Genomic DNA, 23,184 nt, shown 5'->3' with positions numbered 1-23,184 from the left:
TATCAAATGCGCGCGGGCTGTATTTGTATGCATTCATAACGACGCGCCGAAAACTGCCCGCTTTTCACCACTTCGGACTTATTGATGGGGGCCGCATTCTTCTCCTGCCGAGTTTCGACATTATAATGCGCATAGAAAATACATATTTTGGCACAGACCGCGCATGGATCGATCTTCCTTGTTTCACTGGCTGTGTAGGAACAATCTAACCAGCAAAGCTTCAATGTTTAGGGATTTTAAGGCCTGTGTTTTATATCTTTGGTGCCATTTTCACGCCCTTAGAAACCCTTCGGCAATACTTTCATATGAATACTGGCTCCATTGGGGTGTATGACGTTTGAACGACCTAAACCCTATTTAAGAAATACACTCGACCAATGGTCGAATTAAGGTAAAGGTGCTGCATTGCCGTCCTCTAGCGTTTTGATCATTACCACAGACCGAATATTCGCACGCGCGTTGCAAGCCAGCATGGAAGCCGCGTATCCAGGCATGCAGGTGCTGCTGGCAAACAATTTGATGATGGCCTACAATCAGGCCGAGGCGGGGCAGCCTAAATTTGCCTTTGTGGAAGATGGGTTCACCAAACTCGCTGAGTTTGAAATGATGCTCGCACTGTTCAACGCCTTGGATATTCGCTGGGTTTCGGTGATGGATGATATGAACGCAGCTCCTGCGCGTCGTGCCTCACCGCTGCTCAATGTTGGGGCCGGTATTTTTGAACTGACAAAATCTGACAGCCCGCGCCAGTTCATTCAATATTTCGACATGATGGTGAAGGCGCCGCGCAAGAATGCACCACAAACGCGTGGCCGTCCAAGCGCGCAGCCAAGCGCGCCCAAATCCAACAAGATGATTCTGATCGGCTCCTCAACCGGAGGCGTCGAAGCCCTGCGCAGTGTCTTGGTTGGCTTTCCAACCGATTGCCCTCCCACATTGATCGTACAGCATACTGGTAAAAACTTTGGTCAGGGGCTGGTCTCGCTGCTTGATCGGATCTGCCCGGCCAAAGTGGTTGCCGCAGATGATAACCGCCCGATTGAACACGGGCACGTCTATGTTGCGGCGGGCCAAACGCGCCATTTCGGCATGTCGCAGCGCAAACCGCTTCGAACCCGATTGAAAGAAGGTCCACCCATCTCGGGCCATATGCCCTCGGTGGATGCGCTGTTTTCCTCAGCCGTGCCCTTTGCCAAAGACGTTGTCGCCGCCATCCTGACAGGCATGGGGCAAGATGGTGCAAAAGGCCTTTTGGATCTGCGCAATGCCGGGGCCACAACCTTTGCCCAGGATAAACAAAGCTCGGTCGTTTACGGCATGCCACGTGTTGCATGGGAAAACGGCGGTGCCCAGAAACAAGTCTCTCTTGCACGTATGGCCGGCGCGTTGCTGCAGGCGTGCAAAACATAATAGAACCTTGGAAGGAAAACCGCTTTGAGCAGTGTATTCACAAATAAGAAAACGGTGACTGTCCTTCAGGGCGAGTACCGCGTCACAACGGATCCAAGTGTTGTGCTGTCTACGGTCTTGGGCTCGTGTATCGCGGCCTGTGTCTATGACGACCAAAACGGCGTCGGCGGTATGAACCATTTCCTGTTGGCCCATTCCAATGGTGCCGGGGCTGCCAGCGCGCGCTATGGCGTGCATGCAATGGAGCTGCTGATCAATGGCATCATGAAGAAGGGTGCCCAACGGCGCAATCTTCAGGCCAAAGTGTTTGGCGGCGCAAAGATGTCGGTGAACCTTTCGGATATCGGCGCAAAAAACACTGCCTTCATCCAAAGCTTCCTGCGCGACGAAGGCATCCCCTGTATCTCCTCCAGCGTGGGTGGAACATCGGCACGGCGGGTGCGGTTTCACCCGGTCTCCGGCGCGGCGCAGCAAACCCATGTGCAAAATGATCAAACCCTCGACAAGATCGAGCGGGCGGCCGCCGCCCCTCCCCCACCTGCCGCACCCAAGCCTGCGGCGGGAACGGGCGACGTTATGCTGTTCTGACCTTCAATTTTGCAGCAAAAAATACAGATGCCTGTCCACCCGTTGGATGGGCATCTTTACCATATGCTCCCTGCCTGCACCCGAAAACGGGGAGCCAGCAGCTGGAAACAGATCTCACCATTTTGGCATCCCGATTGACTTGGATGGTTGAATGCCGCACCCATATCCGAACGTCATCGGTGTTGGCCTGATATGATCAAACGACTTGCTGTTTCATTTTTCGCGCATCTGCGCCTTATGCTCGGGGCCGCGATATATATGCTCTGGGGCTGCATTGGGGCCAGTTTGCCCAGCCACGCCGGGGCAGAGCCGGTCACTGTTTTTGCCGCATCCAGCTTAAAGCCGGTCTTGGATGAGCTCGCGCCCCACTATGAAACCAAAACCGGCAACCCGCTGATACTCAGCTATGCAGGATCCGCGTTGATCGCGCGCCAGATACAATTGGGCGCGCCTGCGGATGTGTTTATTTCAGCCAATCAAAGCTGGATGGATCATCTGGCAGCACAGGGGGCCATTGACCCCAACAGCCGTTTTGATCTTGTGCGCAACCGGCTTGCACTGGTCGCGGCCAAGACGCTTGAAACCGGCTCTAGGGATCTGCGCCGCGTTTTGGCCACGCAGAAACAGCAAAAGATCGCCATGGGATTGGTCCATGCGGTGCCTGCGGGCCAATACGGCAAAGAAGCGCTGGAGGCGTTGGGCCTGTGGCACGAGCTTGCGCCACATGTCGTGCAGCTGGATAATGTGCGCGCTGCGGTGCGATTGGTGGCACGGGGTGAGCTGGGGCTGGGTATCGTCTATGCAAGCGACGCCCATAAAAACCCGGATATTGATCTGGTGGGGCTGTTTCCGGAAAACACCCACAGCCCCATCCTGTACCCTGCCGCCGCTGTCACCGGCTCTGAACAGGCAGAACAGGTTTTGACGTTCCTGCGCTCTGAAACGGCACGGGCCGCCTTGCGCCACCACGGGTTTGTGCCGCTGTTCACCGAGGAGCAATAACATGGGGTTTCTTGGTCCCGCAGAATGGCAGGCCGTTTTCCTATCCGCCAAAGTCGCCTTTTGGGCCACGCTCTTTATGGCGCCTGTTGCCCTGTTCACCGCCTATGCGCTGGTGCGGTGGGAATTTCCGGGCAAAGCAATTGTAAACGGCCTGGCCCATCTGCCGCTGATTTTGCCCCCTGTGGTCACCGGCTATCTGTTGCTTGTGGTCTTTGGCACCCAGGGTTTCATTGGCCAGCATCTGAAAGAGCTCGGAATTGTACTGGCCTTTCGCTGGAGCGGCGCAGCCCTTGCCGCTGCGGTCATGGCCTTTCCCTTGATGCTCCGGGCGCTGCGCCTGTCGCTGGAAGCGGTGGATCAACGCCTTGAGCAGGCCGCCGCCACATTGGGGGCCTCGCCCGTGCGGGTATTTACCACGGTGACGCTGCCCTTGATGCTGCCGGGCCTGCTGACGGGGGGCATTTTGGCCTTTGCCAAGGCACTGGGTGAATTTGGCGCAACCATCACATTTGTTGGCAATATTCCGGGGCAAACACAAACGATCCCCTCGGCAATCTATGCGCTGCTGCAAGTCCCCGGGGCTGAGGCAAGCGTCGGGCGCATGGTGCTGCTGTCGGTGCTGATTGCGCTCTTGGCGCTGTTTCTCTCCGAAGTCTTTGCCCGCCGCATGCAACGCAGATTGGATGGGCTCTGATGCTGAAAATCGCAATGCGCCACCAGCTGCCCAACCTCGCCCTGGATATCGACCTTGAGGCCCATGCCGGTGTCACCGCGCTGTTTGGCCCCTCTGGCTCGGGCAAGACAACAATTGCCAATATTACGGCCGGGCTGTTGCGGCCGGATTGGGCCGAGCTGCGCATTGGCGATCGTATCCTATGCGACAGCGATCGCAGCATCTGGCTGCCCCCGCATCAGCGGCGCATTGGCTATATCTTCCAAGACGCGCGGCTGCTGCCGCATTTGTCGGTAGAGCAGAACCTGCGCTATGGGCGCCGGTTTGCCCGTGCTCGCAAGACGCGCCAGTCCTATGACGATATCATCGCCATGCTGGGGCTGGAACACAGCCTGACCCGTCACCCCGCACATCTGTCGGGCGGGGAAAAACAACGGGTCGCCATCGGCAGGGCCTTATTGTCGGATCCGGATCTGCTCATCGCGGATGAACCGCTGGCCGCCCTTGATCAGAGCCGCAAGATGGAAATCCTGCCCTATTTCGAGCAGCTGCGCGACACCCTGTCGGTGCCGATCCTCTATGTCAGCCACTCCCAGACCGAGGTCGCGCGACTGGCGACATCCGTTGTTGCTGTGTCCAAGGGCAAGGTGCTGAAACAAGGCTCGTTTGACACGGTCTTTGGCAGCGCCCAGCTGTGCTCAGACGCAGACCACCCCGCCAGGGCGGTTTTGACAGCAATGGTCGACGCGCATGATCACGATGGGCTGACGGCATTGCGGGTTGGGGGGCAACCTATATTTGTTCAGCAACTCTCAGTGCCCGTTGGCACGCAGGTGCACCTTCAGATCGCGGCGCAAGACGTGATCCTGGCACGCCACGCCCCACAAGAAATCTCTGCGCTCAACGTGTTAAAAACCCGCGTGTCCGCCGTGCACCCGGGTGCCAACCACAAAGCGGTTGTTGTATTGCAAAACGGAACAGAACAGCTGTTTGCCGAAATCACCAAACGCAGCCTTGATCGCCTGGCCATCACCGCCGGAGAAGAGATCTATGCCATCATCAAATCCGTGGCGATTTCTGCTGGCAAGATCAGCTGATGCCCGTTCAGCACGTGCAGGGACGCTGCTGATCTGAACCCACCTGCCGCAGCGACCTGTGACGACATCTGGCACAATGCCCCCTGCCCTTTTGTTCCTGCCACGCGCAGAACGTCCCTATTGGCTGCGGATGCTCCCAAAGACGCCTATTAGACACTGATCCGCCGACTGACATTCGTCGCGAAGTCTCCCGCTCTGTCTGCAGAGCCAATGTAGCCCCCTGCCCCACACCACCCGCCAGATCCTTGTGCGAAACGCGCGATGTGCAGGCAAAAATCGCTATCTCACCCCGCCTCGCCTACATTCCCTCATTATGTCCGATAATATTGCATTATCGGACATAATGGATAAAATCCCCCTCCATGGCGCACCCACCCAAAAACCCCACAAGCCCCCGCGCGTTTGATGCGCCCGGTGTTGAGGCCACGCAACCAGCCCGCGCTGATGCTGGCGCAGTGACGTCAGAAGGTTCAATCAAAGGTTCCGTCAAAAACACCGCAGGACCCATCAGCCAAACCACCAACAGAGCCTACGCCAGCGACTGGAACCACTTTTCCAGCTGGTGCCTTCGACATGGCGCTGATCCCTTCCCGCCTGATCCCGCTCTGGTTGGATCTTACATCGTTGAAATGGCCGCGCCGTGTGATGGCACCCTTGCGCCTGCGACGATAGCGCGGCGTCTGTCCGGATTGGCCAAGACCTATCACCAACGCGGGCAGCATCTTGATCGCAAAGATCCTCATATCACCACAGCGCTGGAGCAGATCCGCAACAACCACGCGGGCACGTCGCAGCAGAAACAGCCGCTCACACCAGATGAGCTGCGCGCGATGGTCGCCACCCTTTCCTCCGATCTGCGCGGTGCCCGCGACAAAGCGATCCTGCTGTTGGGCTACGCCGGAGATCTGCGCCGCTCTGCGATCGTCAACCTTGATGCGCGCCAAGGCGACACCGAGGATGGCCGCGGCTGGATCGAATGGGAGGATGGCCACGCGATGATTGTCCAACGTACCAAGACCGGCTGGACAGAGACCGAGATCGCACCGGGATCCTCAGAACACAGCTGCCCCATCCGGGCGCTGGAACACTGGTTGCAGTTTTCCGGTATTGCGCGCGGCCCCGTTTTCCGTCGGGTGTTGCGGGATAATTCGGGGGTACAAGGCGCACGGCTCAATGACAAACACATCGCCCGCCTGATCAAAACCACTGTGTTAAAATCGGGGATCCGCGCCGACATTCCTGAAAAAGACCGGCTGGCGCTGTTCTCCAGCCGGTCCTTGCGCGCCGGGTCGAACACCGCTGCCGAGGTTGCCACCCGCGCAGCCCAAGAGCGCGCGCTGGACGAAACCTATGACCGGGCCCCACGCCCCCCGGCGCGTTTACGGCTCACACGGGTCAAGCATTCGCGACTTTGATGATCAGCCCAACAGCGCGGCGCTGACTGAACGTCTACCCAAAAGACGGCGCAAAAGACTCCATCGCCCTGCCCGAAATACGCCGCCCGCGACGATCACGCCGCAGATGTGTCCCCCCCATCAGTGAGTTTCATCCCCCGCCACGCCACTAAAAAAGGGCACCGCTGATGCGATGCCCCTGTTTTGGCTGGCAATTGCCACTTTCCCGGTTCAAAATCGGCAACTTCAGATTAACATCCTGAAAAACAACAGTTTTGCCAGAAATTGCCAATTGGCAATTTTTCAGAGCCCTTCGGCGCGGTCCATCAGGAATTTATCCAGCAATTTGCGCAGGTCTTTTTCTGGGATCTCTTTGTCGATCTCCAGATGGATGCGGCCACCTTTGTCGGTGCGGGTGATATTATGGCTGGTGCCCTTGGCGCTATAGGTGTGTTTGACCGACGGTTTGGGCGTGCGTTTGATCGCCTTGCCTTGGCCCGCGCGTTTCAGCTCAGCCAGAACTTTGCCCGCATCATTCCACGGCATGCCCTCGGTCGTGGCGCCAACCGCGCGCATCGAAGACAGCCACTCGGCGCGTTCCAGCATTTCTTCACGCGATGCGGCCTGGGCCAGGAACGGTTTCAACGTGCGCGCATGCAGCTCTTTGATGTCATTGGGGGACGGGTAGGCGTGTACGATTTCTTCGGGCAGTTTGGCCAAAAACAGATAGCGCGACAGCCAGGCCTCAGACACCTGCAAGCGCTGCGCCATGGTTTTCTGTTTGCCACCATAATAAAGCTTTACCGCGGCGGCATAGTCACAGGCGCGTTCATAGTCGGAAATGTCAGCCCGGTCGCGGTTTTCAATATCGGCGAGGCGAAACGCCTCTTCATCCGTCATATCCCGTACTTCGACGAGATATTTATACTGCGGGTAATTGTTGGCGCGCAGCCAGGAAATCGCATAGTGGCGGCGCGCACCGCAGATCACTTCGAACTCAGGCGTGCCTTCAACCCGGCGCACTACGGCAGGGAATTCCTGTTTGCCCTGCTGCTGAATGCCTTCGATCAGATCGGCGCAGTTTTCCGGCGTCAGCAGATCATAGTTGCGGTTGTGGCGATCCCACATTTTGCAGCGTTCAGGATCGACCCATTGCAGGGTTTTTTCATCCACATCACCGCTGACCTTGTCGCCAATGGCATTGCCGCGTTTGAGAAACCGGCCCGCGCTGCGATCCTTTTTGGGTGCGCGTTCGTCGCCGCCAATACCGCTGAGAACGGCGTCAAAAATTGCATCGTGTTTCTTGGTCATAGCAGCCCCTCCCGGCTGAGTGCTTCGCGTTGGCTGGGCCAGGTCTTGCGCATCAGAATCTCAACTTCGCGTCCGATTGAATCCAGATAGGCCCGGCACCGTTTGTGGGTTTCACTGCGCACGCCCGCGCCGGTCAGCTCATAGACCGTTTGCAAATTGGCGGTGGCATTGTCGATTTCAGCAGAATCTTTGAGCACGGATTGCAGCATGTCACCGGCAAAAACCGCATCCATCATCCGTTTGATGGCCACATGCGCCGACTTGCTGTCATTCATTTTGGTCGCAAGGATCTTAACAAACTTATAACCATGCGTACCCCCCACGCTTTCCAGTTCTGTCAGGGTGCTTGTCATCATTTTGAGGAAGTGCACAGTCGAGCCAAAATCGACATTATTGGGGGGAGTAGGGACTAATATCGAGTCAGCCGCACGCAGCACTGACAGCGAAATCATCCCCAGTGCGGGCGGCGGATCCAGCAGGATAATATCAAAATGGTCGCGGATCGAATTGATACCTTCGCGCAGGCGATCCAGCACAAAACCGCTTTCGCGAGCCATCCGGCCGGCCAGTTCATATTCCGCATCATAAAGACCAAGGTTGGCGGCGATCATCGCGATGCCGGGCCAATAGGTGGCACGCAGCGCATAGCGCAGATCCTGCGGGCCGCCATGACGGAAGAAGGGATAAAGCGTCTCTTCGTCTTCGTCGATGTCGATATCAGGGTTGAGCCCAAAGATAGAGGTGGTCGAAGCCTGGCTGTCGCAATCGATCACACAGACGCGGTAGCCCTGCAGCGCCAGATATTGCGACAGATGGGTGACCAGGGTGGATTTACCAACACCACCTTTGAAGTTTTGCACCGCCAGCACCAAAGCATCATCATCAGAGGCGCGATGGGGCAGGGTGCCAAAGATCTCGCGCATGTTGTTGATCTCATGCAACGCGTAGCCTTTGCGCCGTCCGGTTTTTTCGTCCTTTTCCGGTTCCGGCAAACGGCCTTCTTTCTCAGCATCACGGATCAAGGTTTCCGAACGGCCGACCATTTGCGCGGCGGTGCGAACATTGAACCTGACATCCAGCGATTTCTGAGTGCCGGGGGCAAAGACCTGATCGCGCAGGCGATCAATGACAGAGGTTGCACGGTTGGAGAGGATCTCCAGATCATCCAGAGAGATGGGTGGGAGAATTGGATCGGCCATTGTGCCTCACAATTTTTGATTTTTTGCTCTGTTTCGCTGAAAAGGCAAAACTGCTTTTGATAATAGAGTTTTTTCAAAAATTACCCGCCACCGCAACAAAGATATGGCGCGATTCGTGGAAATCGCTCTGTGGGGTGACATTTATGAGGGTATCTGTGCCTTGAACGGCTTGTTCTGATTCTTTTGGTTCAAGTGTTCGTAGGAGCTATCTGATTGAAAGATATAGTATTTTACCGCTTAACCTTACATATCGGGTGGTAAAACTTACAGATTGGGATGGCAACTCTTACGGATTGGGTGGGAAAAGCTTACGATTCGGATGGGGTGGTATCAGGGTCTAAAAAACCCTTTGTTTTGATTCATTTGGCGTCTCGCTGGCGCTTACACTTGCCGCCCGTGACGGGTTTTAAACTTACATTTTGGGTGCCTTCTTGAGAGAGGGCGCGAAAGATTTGACCCCCGCTGGATTTTTTCTTACAACGAAACGTACAAAAAGTAAGAGTTGGATGTAAGCGTCACAAATGGCGGAAGAGACCAAGAAACCCTATAGCAGTTTGGATGCAAAACCAAATGCGGACTCGCTGATCAAACCCGGTGAATTGGTGGATCTGGTGGAGGTTACGCCGCTGACGCTGAATGATCGGCGCATTTACAACCTGATGCTGGAACACGCCTGGGATGAGATCGACAAACCGGTGGTGCATCATGTGTCAAAGGCGACGCTGCGGGGCACGCATAATTCCAACGATCGCATTGGGGAATCGGTTGAACGCCTGATGCGGGCGATTGTGAAAGTGTCGGTGCTGAAAGATGGCGAACCGGCGATTGAACGGGTGCAGCTTTTGGGTGGCAACATCGAATTAGAACAGCCTGATGGGATGCTCTATTATGAGATCCCGCGGGCGCTGCGGCGGATTATCAAAAACTCCACCGTGTTTGCGCGGCTGCAAAAAGAGGTGATGTTTGCCCTGTCGTCGAAATATGCGCTGACGCTCTATGAGATGGTGCAAAAGCGCGGCAATCTGCGGTTCAAATCCTCGGATAAATTCACCCTTGAGGAGCTACGCGGCATTCTGGGGGTGCCCAAGGGCAAGCTGACCACCTGGTCGAACCTGCAGCTGAGGGCGCTGAAACCCGCCGTTGAAGAGGTGAATGTGCTGTCAGATTACAACGTGTCGATCACGCCCTACAAAGAAGGGCGGCGGGTGGCGGGGGTTGTGCTGGCCTGGACGCGCAAAAATGCCGAAGGGCAATCGGCGGTCGATCGTGAGCTGGAGTATTCCAAAGTGGGCCGCAAGGCGCGCCGTGAGGGCCGGGTGGAAGCGGTGGTGGAAGTGGCGCAGGTTGCTGAAGTGAAGCCACGTCCGGCCTGGCTCGCGCGGGCAGGGGAAGCGTTGCGCACCGAAACCTATGAAACCGCCAAGCTGCGATTTCCCGGCTATGACATCTATCATGTAGAGTCTGAATGGCGGGCCTGGGCGCAGGATAAAGACGCGCCCAAAGACCCTGATAAGGCGTTTTTGGCGTTTTTCCGCAAATTTGCCGAGCGCAACCCGATCTGAAACAGCTTCGAGATGGGGGGCTGTGATTAGTCCTGCGGTGGCAGCAGCACCAGCTGGCCGGTGTGTTTTTTCGCTAGGAAATCTTCCTGGGCGCGGGCGATATCCTCGAGCGGGTAGGTGGCGGCGACTTTGGGGCGGATTTCACCAGCCTCGATGTAGCGCACAAGGTTTTCAAACACGATGTCGTCCTGAAAGGTGCAGCCAAACAGGGTGAGATCCTTGAGATACAGCGTGCGGATGTCGATTTCGCAGATTGGCCCGGCAATGGCACCGGCGGTGGCGTAACGGCCGCCCTGGCGCAGCACTTCAAGCAGGGCGGGCCATTGCGGGCCTGCAACCAGATCCACCACCACATCAACCGATCCCTTGCCCAGCTCGGCCACAAGATCTGCGTTGCGATCAAGAATGCGATCGGCGCCAAGCCCTTTGACCTCATTGATTTTGCTAGCGGAACACAGCGCAATCACCGTGGCGCCGCGCCGTTTGGCGAGCTGCACCGCGGCAGAGCCAACCCCGCCGGACGCGCCGGTGATCAGCACGGTTTCCGCCCCCAGATTGGCGCGGTGCAACATGCCTTCGGCGGTGGAATAGGCGCAGGGGATGGCGGCAAGTTCCGCATCGGACCAGTCACAGTTGACCGCATGGGTTTCGCGCGCCGGGGCCTTGCAATATTGGGCAAAACCGCCATCGCATTCGCTGCCGATGGTCCAGCATTCAAAGGGGCGGTAATCCACATAGCTGCGCAGCATATTGCGTACGATCACCCGTTCACCGATGCGGGTGGGATCGACATCTGCCCCCACCGCTACGATATGGCCGCAGACATCCGCACCCTGAATACGTGGAAAGCTGAGCGGCACGCCAGACCAGCTGGCATCATCATTATCAACACTGTCAAAACCTGCGGCCCCGCCGGTTTCGGTATCTGTGGTCACCGCCTTGGAGTACCAGCCGATGCGGGTGTTGATATCTGTGTTGTTCACACCTGCGGCGGCGACGCGGATCAGCACTTCGCCTGCGGCAGGTTGGGGCGTGGCAACATCTTTGCGAAATTCCAGCTTATCAAACCCGCCGTGACCGGTGAGCAGCACCGCTTTCATGGTTTCAGGGATCATGGCGTTAGCCTCCGAATGATGCAATCGGTGCGCCAAAGCGGCTTTCATCGGGGGTGACGCCAAGGCCGGGGCCGGTGGGGCGGTTGATATGGCCGTCGATGATTTTGACGCCGTTTTCAGGATCATAATTGCCTATGATGTAAGGGGCTGCAAGCCAGACCCCTTCGCAGAGGTCGGGTTTGACGGTTGCGCCGATCTGGGTGCAGGCGGCGGCAATAATATCACCGCCCCAGCTGTCATCGCAGGTGTGGGGAATGTTGCGCGCTTCGCAGATGTCGCGGAAGCTGCGCATTGGGGTGAGGCCGCCGATACGGGTGACTTTCATGCCAAAACCATCCACCAGATCGGTGCCCACGGCGGAAATCACCGTGTTCAGATCAACGCTGTTTTCATCCATATAGATGCCGTGATTGACCTGCGGGCGGATTTTTTCCAGATCCTGATAGGTGTTACAGGGCTGTTCCATCACAAAGGGGATATGGGGCAGCTCGCGGCTGACGCGCAGGGCGTCGCGGGTGGTCCAGCCGCGGTTGCCATCTACGGCGAGCCGCATACCGGTGTCTTTGACCACTTCCCAGACTTTGGTGATGGTTTCGATGTCAATCTCCACCGGGCGGCCGCCGACCTTGATTTGCAGGCGGGGGTAGCCTTCGTCGTGTTTTTCACGTGCAAGGCGGGCAATATCATCGGGCGCGCCCACACCAGTCGCGTAATAAGAGGGCACGCGATTGGTTTCGGCCCCGCCGAGCAGATCAGCAACATTGACCCCAAGCGTTTTGCCAAAAAGATCATAAGCAGCAATATCAAGCGCCGCTTTGGCGTAATTGTGCCCGGTAAGCAGGCTGTCCATCTTGCGGCGCAGTTGGCCGGGGGTGATATCGCTGCCGATCAGACTTTTGGCCAGCAGGTTCAGCGCGGCGCGCGCGCCGTCGGCGTGGGCCTCGGCATAGGTGGGGCCGATCGGGCAAGTTTCGCCCCAGCCCACATGACCGGTGGAAGACACCAGTTTCACCAACGTGGTATCAAGCGCCCAGACCGCACCGCTGGCCATGGTGTAGGGGCCGTTTTCAACCGGGAGATCGTGGGCGTAGATATGGATTTCGGTGATTTTCATCTGTGTCTCGCAATGGGTGTGCCGGGGGACAGTTAAAACGTCAGGCGATGGGCGCGGCCACGTTCAACAAGTTGACGATTGAGCTCATCTGCCTCGGGTGCGCCATATTCGAGCGCAAAAACAAAGGCATGGGTGAGATAGAAACAGGCGGCATCATGGTCTTGGCGCGCCTCTGCCTGTTTGAAGGCCTCGTGATAAAGGCGCATCAGAGCAGGCACATCGTTGTCCGCATGTGCCTGCAGCAATTGGGTATCAAGCGTGTCACTCTCCACGGTCAGCCTTTCAGCGAAATCGCGATATTCTTGGTGCGCACGTAGTTATAAAGCGCCTCAAGCCCTTTTTCGCGGCCAAAGCCGGATTTGCCCACGCCCCCAAAGGGGGTGGAAATGCCGCCGGCGAACCATTCGTTTACAAAAACCTGACCCGCACGCAGTTTGCGCGCCACCCGATGGGCGCGGGCAAGATCGCGGGTGAAAATACCGGCGACCAGACCAAATTCGGTGCCATTGGCCAGGGCAATGGCGTCAGCTTCGCTGTCAAACGGGGTGAAACAGGTGACCGGGCCAAAGATTTCGCGCTGTGCCACCGGGCTGTTTGGATCCACATCGGCCAAAATGGTGGGGGCCATAAAATGCCCGGCGCGATCAAGCCGGGTGCCACCGGCCGCCACACGGGCACCGGTTTGGCGCGCGGCCTGGGTGATGGTTTCCACCTGATTAAGCTGATGGGCCGAGATCAGCGGCGTGTGTTCGGGATTGTCACGCCCGTGACCGACGCTGAGCCCATTGGCCAGCGCAGCGGCGCGTTCCACCGCCTGATCATAGATCGAGCGATGCACCAGCACCCGCGCCATCGCCGAACAGACCTGACCGGCATTGTAGAAAATGCCGCTTTGCAGGCTGGTCATCAGCGTGTCGAGATCAGCGTCATCAAACACCACGGCGGCGGATTTTCCACCCAGTTCCATCAGCGCCGGTGTCACCGTATCAGCGGCGGATTTCAGAATATGCTGGCCGGTGGGCACCGAACCTGTGAACACGATCTGATCCACCTCAGAGCTGGCCACCAGACGCGCGCCAAGATCTGCGCCAATCCCGTTGAGGATTGACACTGAGCCTGCGGGCACCTCGGCGCGGTCGAGCGCAACCCCCAACATCGCCAGCGCAAGCGGGTCCAGCTCGGGGGATTTGATGATGGTGGAATTGCCCGCAGCCATCGAGGGCGCAAGCGAACGCGCGGCGATGGACACCGGGAAATTCCACGGCACGATCTGGGCCGACACGCCAAAGGGTTCGTAGATGGTGTAATCAACGTAATCCGGCCCCAGCGGGATGGATTTGCCTTCGATCTTGTCGGCGACACCGCCGTAATATTCAAAATACTGGGCGGCTTCGATAAATTCATCGCGCGCCGCGTCTAGGGTTTTGCCGCTTTCACGGCAAAGCAGCAGCGCGCCCTCATCTGCGATATTGCGGATTTCACCTGCGATGCGCAGCATAAGACGTGCGCGTTCGGATGGGGCCATATCAGCAAGATCGCCGCGTTCAAACGAGGTTCGCGCAGCGTTCAGGGCATGGGCGAGGGTCTCCTCGCCTGCCTTGGCGCAATCTGCGACATGGTCAAGGTTGCCGGGGTCTTCGACGGCGAGATGGGCGCCTGCGTCGCCTTCGACCCAGGATCCTGCGAGGTAGTTTCGGGCCAGACCGTCCTTTAGAAAATCGCTCATCCTTCTGCGCGGCCCTTTTCGATTTGGGTTGCAACCCAATGGTGGAAACAATGGGTCGGGCCATCCATCGCAGGCGAGAACCGACCGCCATCAAATTTCACCCCGTGGCGGCCTTTTTGCATGCCTTCGACCACAAAGACGTCTTCTTCGAACACGGTTTTCCACAGCGCTGCGTTTTGTGCGCGCAGGGGTTCGTGTTCGGGGCTGTCTTCGGGTTTTTGCGCGTAGTAAAGTTCAATGCGTTCGCAGGATTTTTCGTGGCTGACCGGATCGATCAGGAAGGCAAAACCGTGGTCGCGCTGCACGCCCATCAATGTGTTGGGGTAGACCACGATGTATTCTGCGCCTTCGTTCCATTGTTCGCTGAGATCGTCGAAGTCTTTGAGCTTTTCGCCGTTTTCGCCTTCGAACTGGCGATAGACATAGGTGCCCTGACCTGAGTATTTGCCCAATTCGTTGATATTGTAGTGATCTTCGAGGCGGGAATAGCTGTTGAGGCCGGGGTGAACCCAGGGCAGGTGGTAGCTTTCGCAGTAGTTTTCCACCGCCAGTTTCCAGTTTGAATTCAGCTCAAGATAGACCGATGCACCTTCGCCGCCGTGATACATCGGCTGGTCGAAATCTTTCCAGCGCTGCATCAGCTCACCGTGGACCTCTTCGAATTCGGGTGCATTGCCGTCGATATTGACAAAGATCACATCGCGCCAGACGTAGGAGCGGATGCGCACAAGGCCCAGTTTGGAGAAATCGAGATCTTCATGGGTGTTCTGGCCCGGGCCGCCCACATGGGGGGCGGTGCGCAATTCGCCGTTCAGACCGTAACACCAGCTGTGATAGGGGCAGCGGATCGCGCCGCGGATCTTTTGCGGCTTGTCCACCAGGATCATGCCCCGGTGGCGGCAGGTGTTTTGAAACACGCCGATTTCACCGGTGCGATCGCGGACCAAAAGCAGCGGCATGCCAAGGAAATCCACGGGCTTTGCATCACCGGCGGTTGGGATGTCTTTGCCAAAGCCAATGCCGGACCAATTGGCAAACAGCACCGCGTCACGCTCTTCGGCAAAGGTGTCTGGATCGATGTAATGGTTGTTGGGGAGCCCGTTGGCCGTATTCACGTCGCGCAGGACAGAAGATAAGGAGCTGTGTTGGTTCATCGAACTTTCCCTGGCTGATGTATCACCCGCCTAATGAAAGATATTTGTGAAACCGCTCAATATCGAAAAAGCTCATTTACGGTTGAATTGATCTAACCTGAATTTCCAGAGGCGCTGTCCAGCAGCCAGGATTTGAGCGCGCGCGCCCCTTGGGAGAGGTTGGCATCGGGCTTGCCGCAGAGGTGAAACCGATGCGGGGCGGGCAGGCTGTGGGGGCTGACAACCGCCAGTTTGCCGCGATCCACCAATGAGGCCACAAGGCGACGCCAGCCCAAAGCGATGCCTGCGCCCTGTTGGGCAAATTGCAGCGCTACCGAATAGCTGGTGACCCGCGATCCCTGATTGATTTTGCCGTCATAGCCCAGCCCGGCGAACCATTCCGACCAACGCGTCCAGGCGGGCAGGGCGGATTCCAGGTGGATCAGACGTTGCTGGGCCAGCGCCTCGAGGCTGATCCCATTCAGGGTGGCGGCCAGTTGTGGCGCGGCCACCGGCACCAGCTCATCGCGGTAAATCGGCGTCTGGCTGAGCGCCGGGCTTTCGGGGGGACCGTAGTTGATGAAAAGATCAAGGTTCTGGCCCTGGGTGAAGGGGCGATCCTGGGTCACTTGATGCACATTGGTTTCCGGGTGGTCGCGCCAGAAATCAATCACCGTGGGCGACAGCCAGAGCGCGGCCACCGCGGTGGTGGAGCCAACTGTCACCGCCTGATCTTCGCTGGGTTGGCGGATGCGGGCCACCTGCTGTGAGATCTGGGCAAAGCTGGAGGCGAGGGTTTCAAACAGCGCTTCGCCATCTTTGGTCAGCGTCACCCCACGGTGCTGGCGCAGGAACAATTGGGTGCCAAGCTCGGATTCGAGCGCCTTGATCTGATGGCTGACTGCCCCCGGGGTGACGGATAATTCCTGCGCGGCGTTTTTGAAGCTCATATGGCGGGCGGCAGCTTCAAACACGGCCAGCGTGGTGAAGGGGGGGATCTCATAATGGCGTCTGGACATGGCGGCTCGGGCTTGGGGCTGGCTATGGGGTAGGGGTGAATTCAGTTCACCCTTGTATGAGTATTTTTCGAATTGAACGAGTCCTGCAAATACATTTTTTCAGGAGCAACACTTTTCGGAGGCAAACCCATGCCCTCGCAGCACACAAAAGCCCCGGCCCACGGCGCAGATAGGACATCTGATGCAAACAGTCACAGCACAATTGATCAAAAAAACCGCGCTCAGCCCGGACACCAGTGATTTTGCCTTTGAGATTGAGGCGGGGCGGTTTCAGGGCCTTGAGGCGGGGGCGCATGTGGATGTGCATCTGGGCGCGGATCTGGTGCGGCAGTATTCGATCTGGAGCTGGAGCCTGGATGGGCGAACCCTGAATGTTGCGGTCAAACGTGAAGATGAAGGCCGGGGGGGATCGCGCGCGATTCATGCGCTCGAGGAAGGGGCCAAGGTGCAGATCGGCGGCCCGCGCAACCATTTCAAACTGCAGTCAAACGCCAGCTATGTGACGCTGATTGCTGGCGGAATTGGCGCGACCCCGATTGTGGCAATGGCGCGCCAGCTGCTCAATGAGGGGCGCGATTTTCAGGTGATCTATCTGGTGCGCAACCGGGAACTGGCGGCGATGGATGCCAAGTTTCGCGCGCTGGGGCTGGATCAATGGTATCGGCTGCATTGCGATGAAACCGATGGGGTGTTTGACCTGGCAGCATTGATGCGCAGCCTGCCGTTGGACAGTGATGTTTACACCTGCGGGCCAGAGCCGATGTTGAATGCGGTGCTGGATGCGGGCAGCGCCATGCGCGGCGGCACCATCCATTTTGAACGCTTTGCCGCCAGCAGTGAGGTGGATCACGGTGCAAGTGAGACATTCGAAATTGAGGTTGCTTCCAGTGGTGCGGTCTATGACGTTGGCACCGATGACACCGTGCTTGAGGTGCTCAAATCCAATGGGGTGCATGTGGATTTCGGCTGCTCCGAAGGGCTGTGCGGGTCGTGTATGGTGGATGTGATCGAGGGGGAGATCGACCACCGCGATGGCATCCTGACCCCGGAAGAGCAGGCGACCAACAGCTATATGTGTGCCTGTGTTTCGCGCGCCAAGGGCAAGCGGCTTGTGCTCGATCTGTGAGCCGCTCATCACCCTGCTGAGACAGGGCTGTTACATCATTTTTCCAATTGCCATTTGGTGTGGTCTGAGATCGGGGTGCTTGCGTAAAGGAGCGGCGTCGCATACTCGGGTATGACACCTCGGGGAGCTTTGTAAAAAGCTGAGATGCCAATAGGGCGGACCCGTTGAACCTGATCCGGTTCAGACCGGCGGAGGGAAGGTCAAAGACACGGTTGTGGTGTCCCCTTTCTCTGTCTGGAGCAGATTCCGGAGCGTCGAGAGGAAAAAAGATGTTCAAGACACTATTGGTTGCGGCGGGGCTGTTGAGTGCCAATGTGGCAGCAGCGCAGACGCCTGTTCTTACTGTTTATGCTCCGGATTATTTCGGGTCCGAATGGGGGCCGGGGCCGTCGATTGAAGCCGCGTTTGAAAAGCGCTGCGGTTGTGATCTGCAATATCAGACCGGTGATCTGTTGCCGCGCCTGCTGTTGGAAGGGGCCCACACCCAAGCTGACGTTGCGATTGGGTTTAATACGGATGTTATGAAACGCGCCCGCAACAGCGGCATGTTTGCGCCCCATGATGTGGATGTGTCGGGGCTGACGCTGCCGTTGGAGTGGAACGATGATATCTTTGTTCCATTCAACTACAGCCATGTTGCCTTTATCTACGACAATACCAAATCAGCGGGGTTCGACAGTTTTGAGGCGCTGTTGAATGCGCCGGATGATGTGCGGGTGGTGATCCAAGATCCCCGTTCGTCGATTTCGGGTCTGGCCTTGGTTTTGTGGGTCAATGCGATTTATGGCGATCAGGCAGTAGAAGCCTGGAAACGTCTGGCGCCAAAGATTGTGACCGTCACCAAAGGCTGGTCGGAAGCTTATGGTCTGTTCACGGATGGTGAGGCGGATGTGGTGCTGTCTTACACCACCTCGCCTGCCTATCACATCATTGCGGAAGAGGATCTGACAAAATCGGCCGCGATTTTTGAGGAAGGCCATTATTTCATGGTTGAGACGGCGGCAAAACTGGCTGGCACCGATACGCCCGAGCTTGCGGCGCAGTTCATGGAGTTTGTGCTGACAGAAGAGTTTCAGAGCATGATCCCAACCACCAATTGGTCTTTCCCGGCGGCGCTGGCGCAAGAGAAATGGCCCGAGGGGTTCCAGCAGCTGCCGGTGCCGGAAAAAGTTCTGTTTTATACAGAAGATGAATCGGCAAAGCTGCGGGCGGCGGCAATTGAAGCATGGCGCAGCGCGCTCTCACAATAAGTGCTGCGGTCTGTGTTGCAGCAGCTGTTCTTGTTCCCGTCGCCGCAGTTTTGTGGCGCGGGGGCAGTTCGGCTGATTTCTCTGCGGCGGACTGGAGCGCGTTGAAATTCACCGTTTGGCAGGCGCTGTGGTCGGCAACGATCAGCGTTGTGTTGGCGGTTCCTGTGGCGCGTGCCCTGGCGCGTCGCAGTTTTTGGGGTCGCTCAGCGCTGATTTCGGTGATGGGCGCGCCGTTTATTTTACCGGTTATTGTTGCGGTGCTTGGCCTGTTGGCGATCTTTGGCGGCAAGGGGTTGGTCAATCTTGCCCTGGCGCAGCTGCACCTGCCGGCGATCAAGGTGTACGGCCCCCACGGCGTGATCCTGGCGCATGTGTTTTTCAATCTTCCGCTGGCGGTGCGCCTGATCTTGCAGGGCTGGCTTTCGATCCCTTCTGAACGGTTTCGGGTGGCGGCATCCTTGGGTGCGTCGGTCTTTTGGCTGTTGGAATGGCCGATGCTTAAACGCATTGGCCCCGGCGCGTTTGCGGTGATCTTTGTGATCTGTCTTGGCTCATTTGCGGTGGCATTGACGCTGGGGGGCGGGCCGCGTGCCACCACGGTTGAGTTGGCGATATATCAGGCGTTTAAATTCGACTTTGACCTGAGCAAAGCGGCCTATCTGGCGATTGTGCAGCTGATGTTGGGGGGCGTGGCCGGTCTGGTGGCGCTTGCGCTTGCGAAGGGGGATCTGCTGGGAGCGGGCTTTGATCGTGTGGTTCATCGCTGGGATGGTTCACGGCTGGTGGATGCACTTTGGGTGAGCGCGGCCGCGGCGTTTTTGCTGTTGCCGCTTGGTGCGGTGCTGGTGGCGGGGCTGCCCGGTCTGTTGGATCTCCCCGCGAGCATATGGCCTGCTGCTTTGCGTTCAATTGCCATTGCGGTTGCGGCGGCGGTGCTGACGCTTGTGCTGGCGCTGCCTTTGGCGACGCGGGCAGGCGAAATTGCATCATTGCTGGGAATATCAGTGTCTGGGCTGGTGCTGGGCACCGGGCTGTTTTTGCTTCTTCAACCTATCGTCAACCCGCAGGACATGGCGTTGCCGGTGACGTTATGGGTGAATGTTTTGATGTCGTTGCCGTTTGTGTTGCGGATCATTCGCCCCGGGATCGAAAACGCCAAGGCCGATTTTGGCAAGCTTGGACAGGCGTTGGGGCTGCGTGGATGGGCGCTTTGGCGTATTGTTTATCTGCCACGATTGCGACGGCCGCTTGGCTTTGCGGCGGGATTGACGGCAGCTTTGGCGATGGGGGATCTTGGGGTGATCACATTGTTTTCGCGTCCGGGAGACGGCACGTTGCCAATGATAATGTACCAGCTGATGGGCGCATATCAGATGGAGGCGGCCTATGCGGCGGCTTTGCTGCTGGTGGGGTTGTCGCTGGCACTGTTTTGGGTATTTGACCAGCTGGGGCGCGCAGATGCTGATTTTTGACAAAGCCGTTTTCACCAATGATGAGTTTGCGCTTGCTGCTGATTTGGCGGTGGCTGATCAGAAGGTCACCGCGGTTATCGGGCCGTCTGGGGCCGGGAAATCGACATTGCTGCATGGCATTGCGGGGTTTGCCCAACAGAGCGCGGGGCGGACCCTGTTTGCCGGGCAAGACATCAGCGCGCTTGCACCGGATCAGCGGCCCGTTTCGATGCTGTTTCAGGACAATAACCTATTTCCGCATCTGACGGTTTTGCAAAATGTTGCTTTGGCGCGCACGCAGAGGCTGCGGCCCGCTCGGGCGGTTGTTGATGCGGTTGAGGCGATGCTGGCACAGGTTGGTTTGCAGGCCATGTCCGGGCGCAAACCTGCTGAACTATCTGGCGGGCAGCAAAGCCGCGTCGCGTTGGCCCGTGCCCTGTTGCAGGATCGGCCGATCTTGTTGCTGGATGAACCCTTCAGCGCGCTTGGCCCGGCGTTGAAACAAGAAATGCTGGATCTGTCTGTGGCGCTGGCGGCGCAGCGCACCGTGATTATGGTGACCCATGATCCAGCTGATGCAAAGCGCATCGCCGATGAGGTGATTGGTGTGAGCGGCGGGCAGGCTTTTGCGCCCCTGCCGACGGAGGCGTTCATGGAAGATCCGCCAACTGCGCTGTCTGACTATTTCGCGCGCGGCTAGGTTTTAGAGCCAACCCACATTGGATCTGGCACGCGCAATGGGGATGACAGCCTGCGTTTGATCGCGCAGACTGGCGGTGCTGACCAGTTTGTTGAATGCCACGGCTTGTTTGTGGCCGTGCCCTGTGGCCCGTTTGTCTGAACCGCGGCTATGGGCACTTTGAAGACATAGGATAAAACCGCGTGAAACGTTCCACCATCAATCGCATTATGGCCGAAGCGGATGATATGATCCGCCGCTATGGGTTTTGCTTGCCGCCCTTTGCCTATTGGAGCCCGGATGCGTTCAAATCGCGCGCCAACGACGCGCGCCATCTGATTGATGTGCGCTGCGGCTGGGATATCACCGATTACGGTGATGGGGATTTTGATCGTATGGGTTTGTTTCTGTTTACCCTGCGCAATGGGGTGCAGCGCGATTTGGCCAAGGGTGGTGGCATGTGCTACGCCGAGAAGCTGTTGATTTCGCGTCAGGACCAGCTGAGCCCGATGCACACCCATGTGCTAAAGGCGGAAGACATCATCAACCGGGGTGGCGCCACATTAGTGGTTGAGCTTTATGGCTCGGATGCGGCGGGTGGTTTTGCCGAGGATCAGGGCGGCGTGGTCTGGTGTGATGGGATCCGCCGTGCGTTTGCGCCCGGTGACAAGCTGCGGCTTGCGCCCGGCGAAAGCGTTACCCTGCGCCCGGGTGACTGGCATGCGTTCTGGGGCGAAGGTGGGGATGTGCTGATTGGTGAAGTCTCGACTGTGAATGACGATGAGACCGACAATATCTTTCGCGCGCCCATCGGCCGGTTTGCCCTGGTCGAGGAAGATGAAGACCCGACGCATCTGTTGGTCAGCGACTACGCCAGATGGTTAGGCTGATCAAAAAAGGGAGGCCGTGGCCTCCCCTTAAATATTCCGTTCTGAGCGGATTGTGCTCTCCGGTCTGCGCGGGAGATCAGCTCCAGGGGTAGGGGCTGTTGGAAACCGGGTGCAGCCTGCCTTCGGCGTAGCGGTCATAGCGGAACGGCTGCAGCAGTGCTGAGGTATCACCGATGATTTCCTGGGCCACCAGTTCACCAACGCCGATCATTTTATAGCCGTGGTTGCTGTCGGCGATGATGTAGCAGTTTTCCCGAAACACATCAAAAACCGGAAAACTATCGGGGGTGAAACAGCCAACACCGCCTGAGGGCTCTTTGTGGTATTTCGGCATGGTGCCAGAGAAGCGTTCGTTGCAATGGGCCAGCGCCGAGACCCACATATGGGCAAACTCAGGCGAAGAGACAAATTCCGGCGAAGACGGGCCATAAGGATCAATCGCCACGTCATTTGCCGGTTTTTCCACCGGGTAAGGCATCGCGCCGCCCTGAATGCCACCAAAGTTGAAATCAGGCTTGTAATAGATCCCCCACATGTCTTCGGTGATGACGCTGCCATCCACATCAGAGATCAGCGGCGCATCGGTATCCACATGAACCACCGGGGGCAGTTTGCCATCATTGGTTTTGAAGCTTTCGGGATCAACCCGCAGCACCCCTTCTTCGAGCTGCCAGAATTTCCACATTGGGATACCATCATGCAGCGCGCCATTTTGGGCCTTGATGCTGATGGTGTCGGGCAGCTCGGCCATGGTCCAGAAATCGCGCACCCAGGGGCCTGCGGCCACAACCAGATAATCACAGGCAATGTCGCCCTTATCGGTTTCCACCGCGGTGATCGCGGAGCTGGCGCCATTGGCCCCCTTTAGCCCGGTCACGGTGACGCCAGTGACAATGCGCACGCCTTCCTCTTCGGCCATTTTGGCCAGCGCATAGATCGCAGCCGCGTTGTGGGCATAGCCGCCCTTTTTTTCATGCAGCACGGACGTGATGTTTTGCGCGCGCCAGTCGGAAAAGATCTCTTTCATATAGGCGGTGCACTCTGCTTCGCCTTCGATGAAATCAGAGCTATAACCGATGGCCTGCTGTTCCTTGTGGATCTGGGCCACGTCCTCATGCATGCTTTCGGATGAGATCTGCAGATAGCCAACCGGGTTGTATTGAAACGCCTCGGCATGGGCTTCCCAATGGGTGACGGAATGGGCCATCAGTTCGCGCATGGCGGGCTGGTAATAATTGTTGCGCACCACCCCGCAGGCAATGCCTGAGGCACCAGCTGCGATGCCGGATTTATCGATCACAACAATATCTGCGCCGGTGCCCTTGCTGCGTGATTTGAGCGATTTTGCAAGGTGCAGCGCGGTGGACAGCCCGTGAATACCTGCGCCGATGATCAGATAGGGCACGTTTTGAGGAAATGACATCTGTGTCTCCGTTCAAACCTTC

At 57.6% G+C, this 23,184-nt stretch carries 21 protein-coding genes and 1 riboswitch; of the genes, 12 read left to right on the top strand and 9 right to left on the bottom strand.

Annotation, left to right across the window (positions count from 1 at the left end; genetic code table 11):
* The first annotated feature begins 471 nt into the window (after positions 1–471).
* The 6 genes from GG681_RS14600 to GG681_RS14575 all read left to right on the top strand — a co-directional run bounded on the left by GG681_RS14600 (position 472) and on the right by GG681_RS14575 (position 6,185).
* Positions 472–1,410 carry a CheB methylesterase domain-containing protein gene (locus GG681_RS14600; protein WP_153548764.1) on the top strand — a complete coding sequence of 313 codons (939 nt, stop codon included), beginning with the start codon at positions 472–474 and terminating at the stop codon, positions 1,408–1,410.
* A gap of 24 nt (positions 1,411–1,434) precedes the next feature.
* Complete coding sequence (locus GG681_RS14595; RefSeq protein ID WP_153548763.1) at positions 1,435–1,998, top strand: chemotaxis protein CheD; 564 nt, start codon at positions 1,435–1,437, stop codon at positions 1,996–1,998.
* A gap of 192 nt (positions 1,999–2,190) precedes the next feature.
* Positions 2,191–3,000 carry a molybdate ABC transporter substrate-binding protein gene (modA, locus tag GG681_RS14590; RefSeq protein WP_235899982.1) on the top strand — a complete coding sequence of 270 codons (810 nt, stop codon included), beginning with the start codon at positions 2,191–2,193 and terminating at the stop codon, positions 2,998–3,000.
* Between the two features lies 1 nt (position 3,001).
* On the top strand, positions 3,002–3,694 hold the full coding sequence (gene modB, locus GG681_RS14585; protein WP_153548762.1) for a molybdate ABC transporter permease subunit: 693 nt from the start codon (positions 3,002–3,004) through the stop codon (positions 3,692–3,694).
* Complete coding sequence (gene modC / locus GG681_RS14580) at positions 3,694–4,770, top strand: molybdenum ABC transporter ATP-binding protein (RefSeq protein WP_153548761.1); 1,077 nt, start codon at positions 3,694–3,696, stop codon at positions 4,768–4,770. Before modB ends, modC begins: the two co-directional genes overlap by 1 nt.
* A 362-nt stretch (positions 4,771–5,132) precedes the next feature.
* Positions 5,133–6,185: a tyrosine-type recombinase/integrase gene (locus GG681_RS14575; protein WP_153548760.1), complete on the top strand. Its 1,053-nt coding sequence runs from the start codon at positions 5,133–5,135 to the stop codon at positions 6,183–6,185.
* A 282-nt stretch (positions 6,186–6,467) separates the two neighbouring features.
* On the opposite strand, the gene GG681_RS14570 is transcribed toward GG681_RS14575, so the two are convergent.
* Together GG681_RS14570 and GG681_RS14565 are read right to left on the bottom strand one after the other, a co-directional pair.
* Positions 6,468–7,475, bottom strand: a complete 1,008-nt coding sequence (locus tag GG681_RS14570) for a ParB/RepB/Spo0J family partition protein (protein ID WP_153548759.1) — start codon at positions 7,473–7,475, stop codon at positions 6,468–6,470.
* The gene (locus GG681_RS14565; RefSeq protein WP_153548758.1) at positions 7,472–8,674 is read right to left on the bottom strand and encodes an AAA family ATPase; all 1,203 of its coding nucleotides are present in this window, start codon (positions 8,672–8,674) and stop codon (positions 7,472–7,474) included. Before GG681_RS14565 ends, GG681_RS14570 begins: the two co-directional genes overlap by 4 nt.
* A gap of 521 nt (positions 8,675–9,195) precedes the next feature.
* Here GG681_RS14565 and GG681_RS14560 point away from each other — a divergent pair.
* Positions 9,196–10,236 carry a replication initiation protein gene (locus GG681_RS14560; RefSeq protein ID WP_153548757.1) on the top strand — a complete coding sequence of 347 codons (1,041 nt, stop codon included), beginning with the start codon at positions 9,196–9,198 and terminating at the stop codon, positions 10,234–10,236.
* Positions 10,237–10,262: 26 nt separating this feature from the next.
* Here the strand turns inward: GG681_RS14560 and GG681_RS14555 are convergent, their stop codons facing one another.
* From GG681_RS14555 to GG681_RS14530, 6 genes are all read right to left on the bottom strand, one after another.
* A complete protein-coding gene (locus tag GG681_RS14555; protein WP_235899981.1) occupies positions 10,263–11,351 on the bottom strand; it encodes an alcohol dehydrogenase family protein in 1,089 nt (362 codons plus the stop codon).
* A 4-nt stretch (positions 11,352–11,355) separates the two neighbouring features.
* Positions 11,356–12,465 (bottom strand): mandelate racemase/muconate lactonizing enzyme family protein, encoded by a 1,110-nt coding sequence (locus GG681_RS14550; RefSeq protein WP_153548756.1) that lies wholly within the window; start codon positions 12,463–12,465, stop codon positions 11,356–11,358.
* Positions 12,466–12,497: 32 nt separating this feature from the next.
* Complete coding sequence (locus GG681_RS14545; protein ID WP_328593405.1) at positions 12,498–12,737, bottom strand: hypothetical protein; 240 nt, start codon at positions 12,735–12,737, stop codon at positions 12,498–12,500.
* A 2-nt stretch (positions 12,738–12,739) separates the two neighbouring features.
* Positions 12,740–14,191 carry an aldehyde dehydrogenase family protein gene (locus tag GG681_RS14540; protein WP_153548754.1) on the bottom strand — a complete coding sequence of 484 codons (1,452 nt, stop codon included), beginning with the start codon at positions 14,189–14,191 and terminating at the stop codon, positions 12,740–12,742.
* Positions 14,188–15,345 carry an aromatic ring-hydroxylating oxygenase subunit alpha gene (locus tag GG681_RS14535; RefSeq protein WP_153548753.1) on the bottom strand — a complete coding sequence of 386 codons (1,158 nt, stop codon included), beginning with the start codon at positions 15,343–15,345 and terminating at the stop codon, positions 14,188–14,190. Before GG681_RS14535 ends, GG681_RS14540 begins: the two co-directional genes overlap by 4 nt.
* 92 nt (positions 15,346–15,437) lie before the next feature.
* Positions 15,438–16,343: a LysR substrate-binding domain-containing protein gene (locus tag GG681_RS14530; RefSeq protein WP_153548752.1), complete on the bottom strand. Its 906-nt coding sequence runs from the start codon at positions 16,341–16,343 to the stop codon at positions 15,438–15,440.
* Between the two features lie 181 nt (positions 16,344–16,524).
* Here GG681_RS14530 and GG681_RS14525 point away from each other — a divergent pair, with 181 nt between their 5' ends.
* The 5 genes from GG681_RS14525 to GG681_RS14505 all read left to right on the top strand — a co-directional run bounded on the left by GG681_RS14525 (position 16,525) and on the right by GG681_RS14505 (position 21,739).
* Positions 16,525–17,469: a PDR/VanB family oxidoreductase gene (locus tag GG681_RS14525; protein ID WP_153548751.1), complete on the top strand. Its 945-nt coding sequence runs from the start codon at positions 16,525–16,527 to the stop codon at positions 17,467–17,469.
* Positions 17,470–17,579: 110 nt separating this feature from the next.
* Positions 17,580–17,683: riboswitch (TPP riboswitch) on the top strand.
* Positions 17,684–17,738: 55 nt separating this feature from the next.
* The gene (locus GG681_RS14520) at positions 17,739–18,719 is read left to right on the top strand and encodes a thiamine ABC transporter substrate-binding protein (RefSeq protein WP_153548750.1); all 981 of its coding nucleotides are present in this window, start codon (positions 17,739–17,741) and stop codon (positions 18,717–18,719) included.
* A complete protein-coding gene (locus tag GG681_RS14515; RefSeq protein ID WP_153548749.1) occupies positions 18,695–20,191 on the top strand; it encodes an ABC transporter permease family protein in 1,497 nt (498 codons plus the stop codon). Before GG681_RS14520 ends, GG681_RS14515 begins: the two co-directional genes overlap by 25 nt.
* Entirely contained in the window at positions 20,178–20,870 is a 693-nt protein-coding gene (locus GG681_RS14510) for a thiamine ABC transporter ATP-binding protein (RefSeq protein WP_153548748.1), read from the top strand. Before GG681_RS14515 ends, GG681_RS14510 begins: the two co-directional genes overlap by 14 nt.
* Positions 20,871–21,052: 182 nt before the next feature.
* Positions 21,053–21,739: a D-lyxose/D-mannose family sugar isomerase gene (locus GG681_RS14505; protein ID WP_328593404.1), complete on the top strand. Its 687-nt coding sequence runs from the start codon at positions 21,053–21,055 to the stop codon at positions 21,737–21,739.
* A 76-nt stretch (positions 21,740–21,815) separates the two neighbouring features.
* Here the strand turns inward: GG681_RS14505 and GG681_RS14500 are convergent, their stop codons facing one another.
* Positions 21,816–23,162, bottom strand: coding sequence for an NAD(P)/FAD-dependent oxidoreductase (locus GG681_RS14500; RefSeq protein WP_153548747.1), 1,347 nt, complete (start codon positions 23,160–23,162; stop codon positions 21,816–21,818).
* Positions 23,163–23,184: the final 22 nt, after the last annotated feature.

It is taken from the genome of Tritonibacter aquimaris (assembly GCF_009617595.1).
Lineage (GTDB): Bacteria > Pseudomonadota > Alphaproteobacteria > Rhodobacterales > Rhodobacteraceae > Epibacterium > Epibacterium aquimaris.
This window is presented reverse-complemented; position numbering and strand designations above follow the sequence as displayed.

Bases quoted from the DNA above. Each gene is read 5' to 3' on its own strand.
- GG681_RS14535 (WP_153548753.1), bottom strand. From the start codon at position 15,345: ATGAACCAACACAGCTCCTTATCTTCTGTCCTGCGCGACGTGAATACG.
- GG681_RS14575 (WP_153548760.1), top strand. From the start codon at position 5,133: ATGGCGCACCCACCCAAAAACCCCACAAGCCCCCGCGCGTTTGATGCG.
- GG681_RS14525 (WP_153548751.1), top strand. From the start codon at position 16,525: ATGCAAACAGTCACAGCACAATTGATCAAAAAAACCGCGCTCAGCCCG.
- GG681_RS14510 (WP_153548748.1), top strand. From the start codon at position 20,178: ATGCTGATTTTTGACAAAGCCGTTTTCACCAATGATGAGTTTGCGCTT.
- GG681_RS14530 (WP_153548752.1), bottom strand. From the start codon at position 16,343: ATGTCCAGACGCCATTATGAGATCCCCCCCTTCACCACGCTGGCCGTG.
- GG681_RS14570 (WP_153548759.1), bottom strand. From the start codon at position 7,475: ATGACCAAGAAACACGATGCAATTTTTGACGCCGTTCTCAGCGGTATT.
- GG681_RS14555 (WP_235899981.1), bottom strand. From the start codon at position 11,351: ATGATCCCTGAAACCATGAAAGCGGTGCTGCTCACCGGTCACGGCGGG.
- modA (WP_235899982.1), top strand. From the start codon at position 2,191: ATGATCAAACGACTTGCTGTTTCATTTTTCGCGCATCTGCGCCTTATG.
- modC (WP_153548761.1), top strand. From the start codon at position 3,694: ATGCTGAAAATCGCAATGCGCCACCAGCTGCCCAACCTCGCCCTGGAT.
- GG681_RS14520 (WP_153548750.1), top strand. From the start codon at position 17,739: ATGTTCAAGACACTATTGGTTGCGGCGGGGCTGTTGAGTGCCAATGTG.
- GG681_RS14565 (WP_153548758.1), bottom strand. From the start codon at position 8,674: ATGGCCGATCCAATTCTCCCACCCATCTCTCTGGATGATCTGGAGATC.
- GG681_RS14600 (WP_153548764.1), top strand. From the start codon at position 472: ATGGAAGCCGCGTATCCAGGCATGCAGGTGCTGCTGGCAAACAATTTG.
- GG681_RS14560 (WP_153548757.1), top strand. From the start codon at position 9,196: ATGGCGGAAGAGACCAAGAAACCCTATAGCAGTTTGGATGCAAAACCA.
- GG681_RS14540 (WP_153548754.1), bottom strand. From the start codon at position 14,191: ATGAGCGATTTTCTAAAGGACGGTCTGGCCCGAAACTACCTCGCAGGA.
- GG681_RS14515 (WP_153548749.1), top strand. From the start codon at position 18,695: ATGGCGCAGCGCGCTCTCACAATAAGTGCTGCGGTCTGTGTTGCAGCA.
- GG681_RS14550 (WP_153548756.1), bottom strand. From the start codon at position 12,465: ATGAAAATCACCGAAATCCATATCTACGCCCACGATCTCCCGGTTGAA.
- modB (WP_153548762.1), top strand. From the start codon at position 3,002: ATGGGGTTTCTTGGTCCCGCAGAATGGCAGGCCGTTTTCCTATCCGCC.
- GG681_RS14500 (WP_153548747.1), bottom strand. From the start codon at position 23,162: ATGTCATTTCCTCAAAACGTGCCCTATCTGATCATCGGCGCAGGTATT.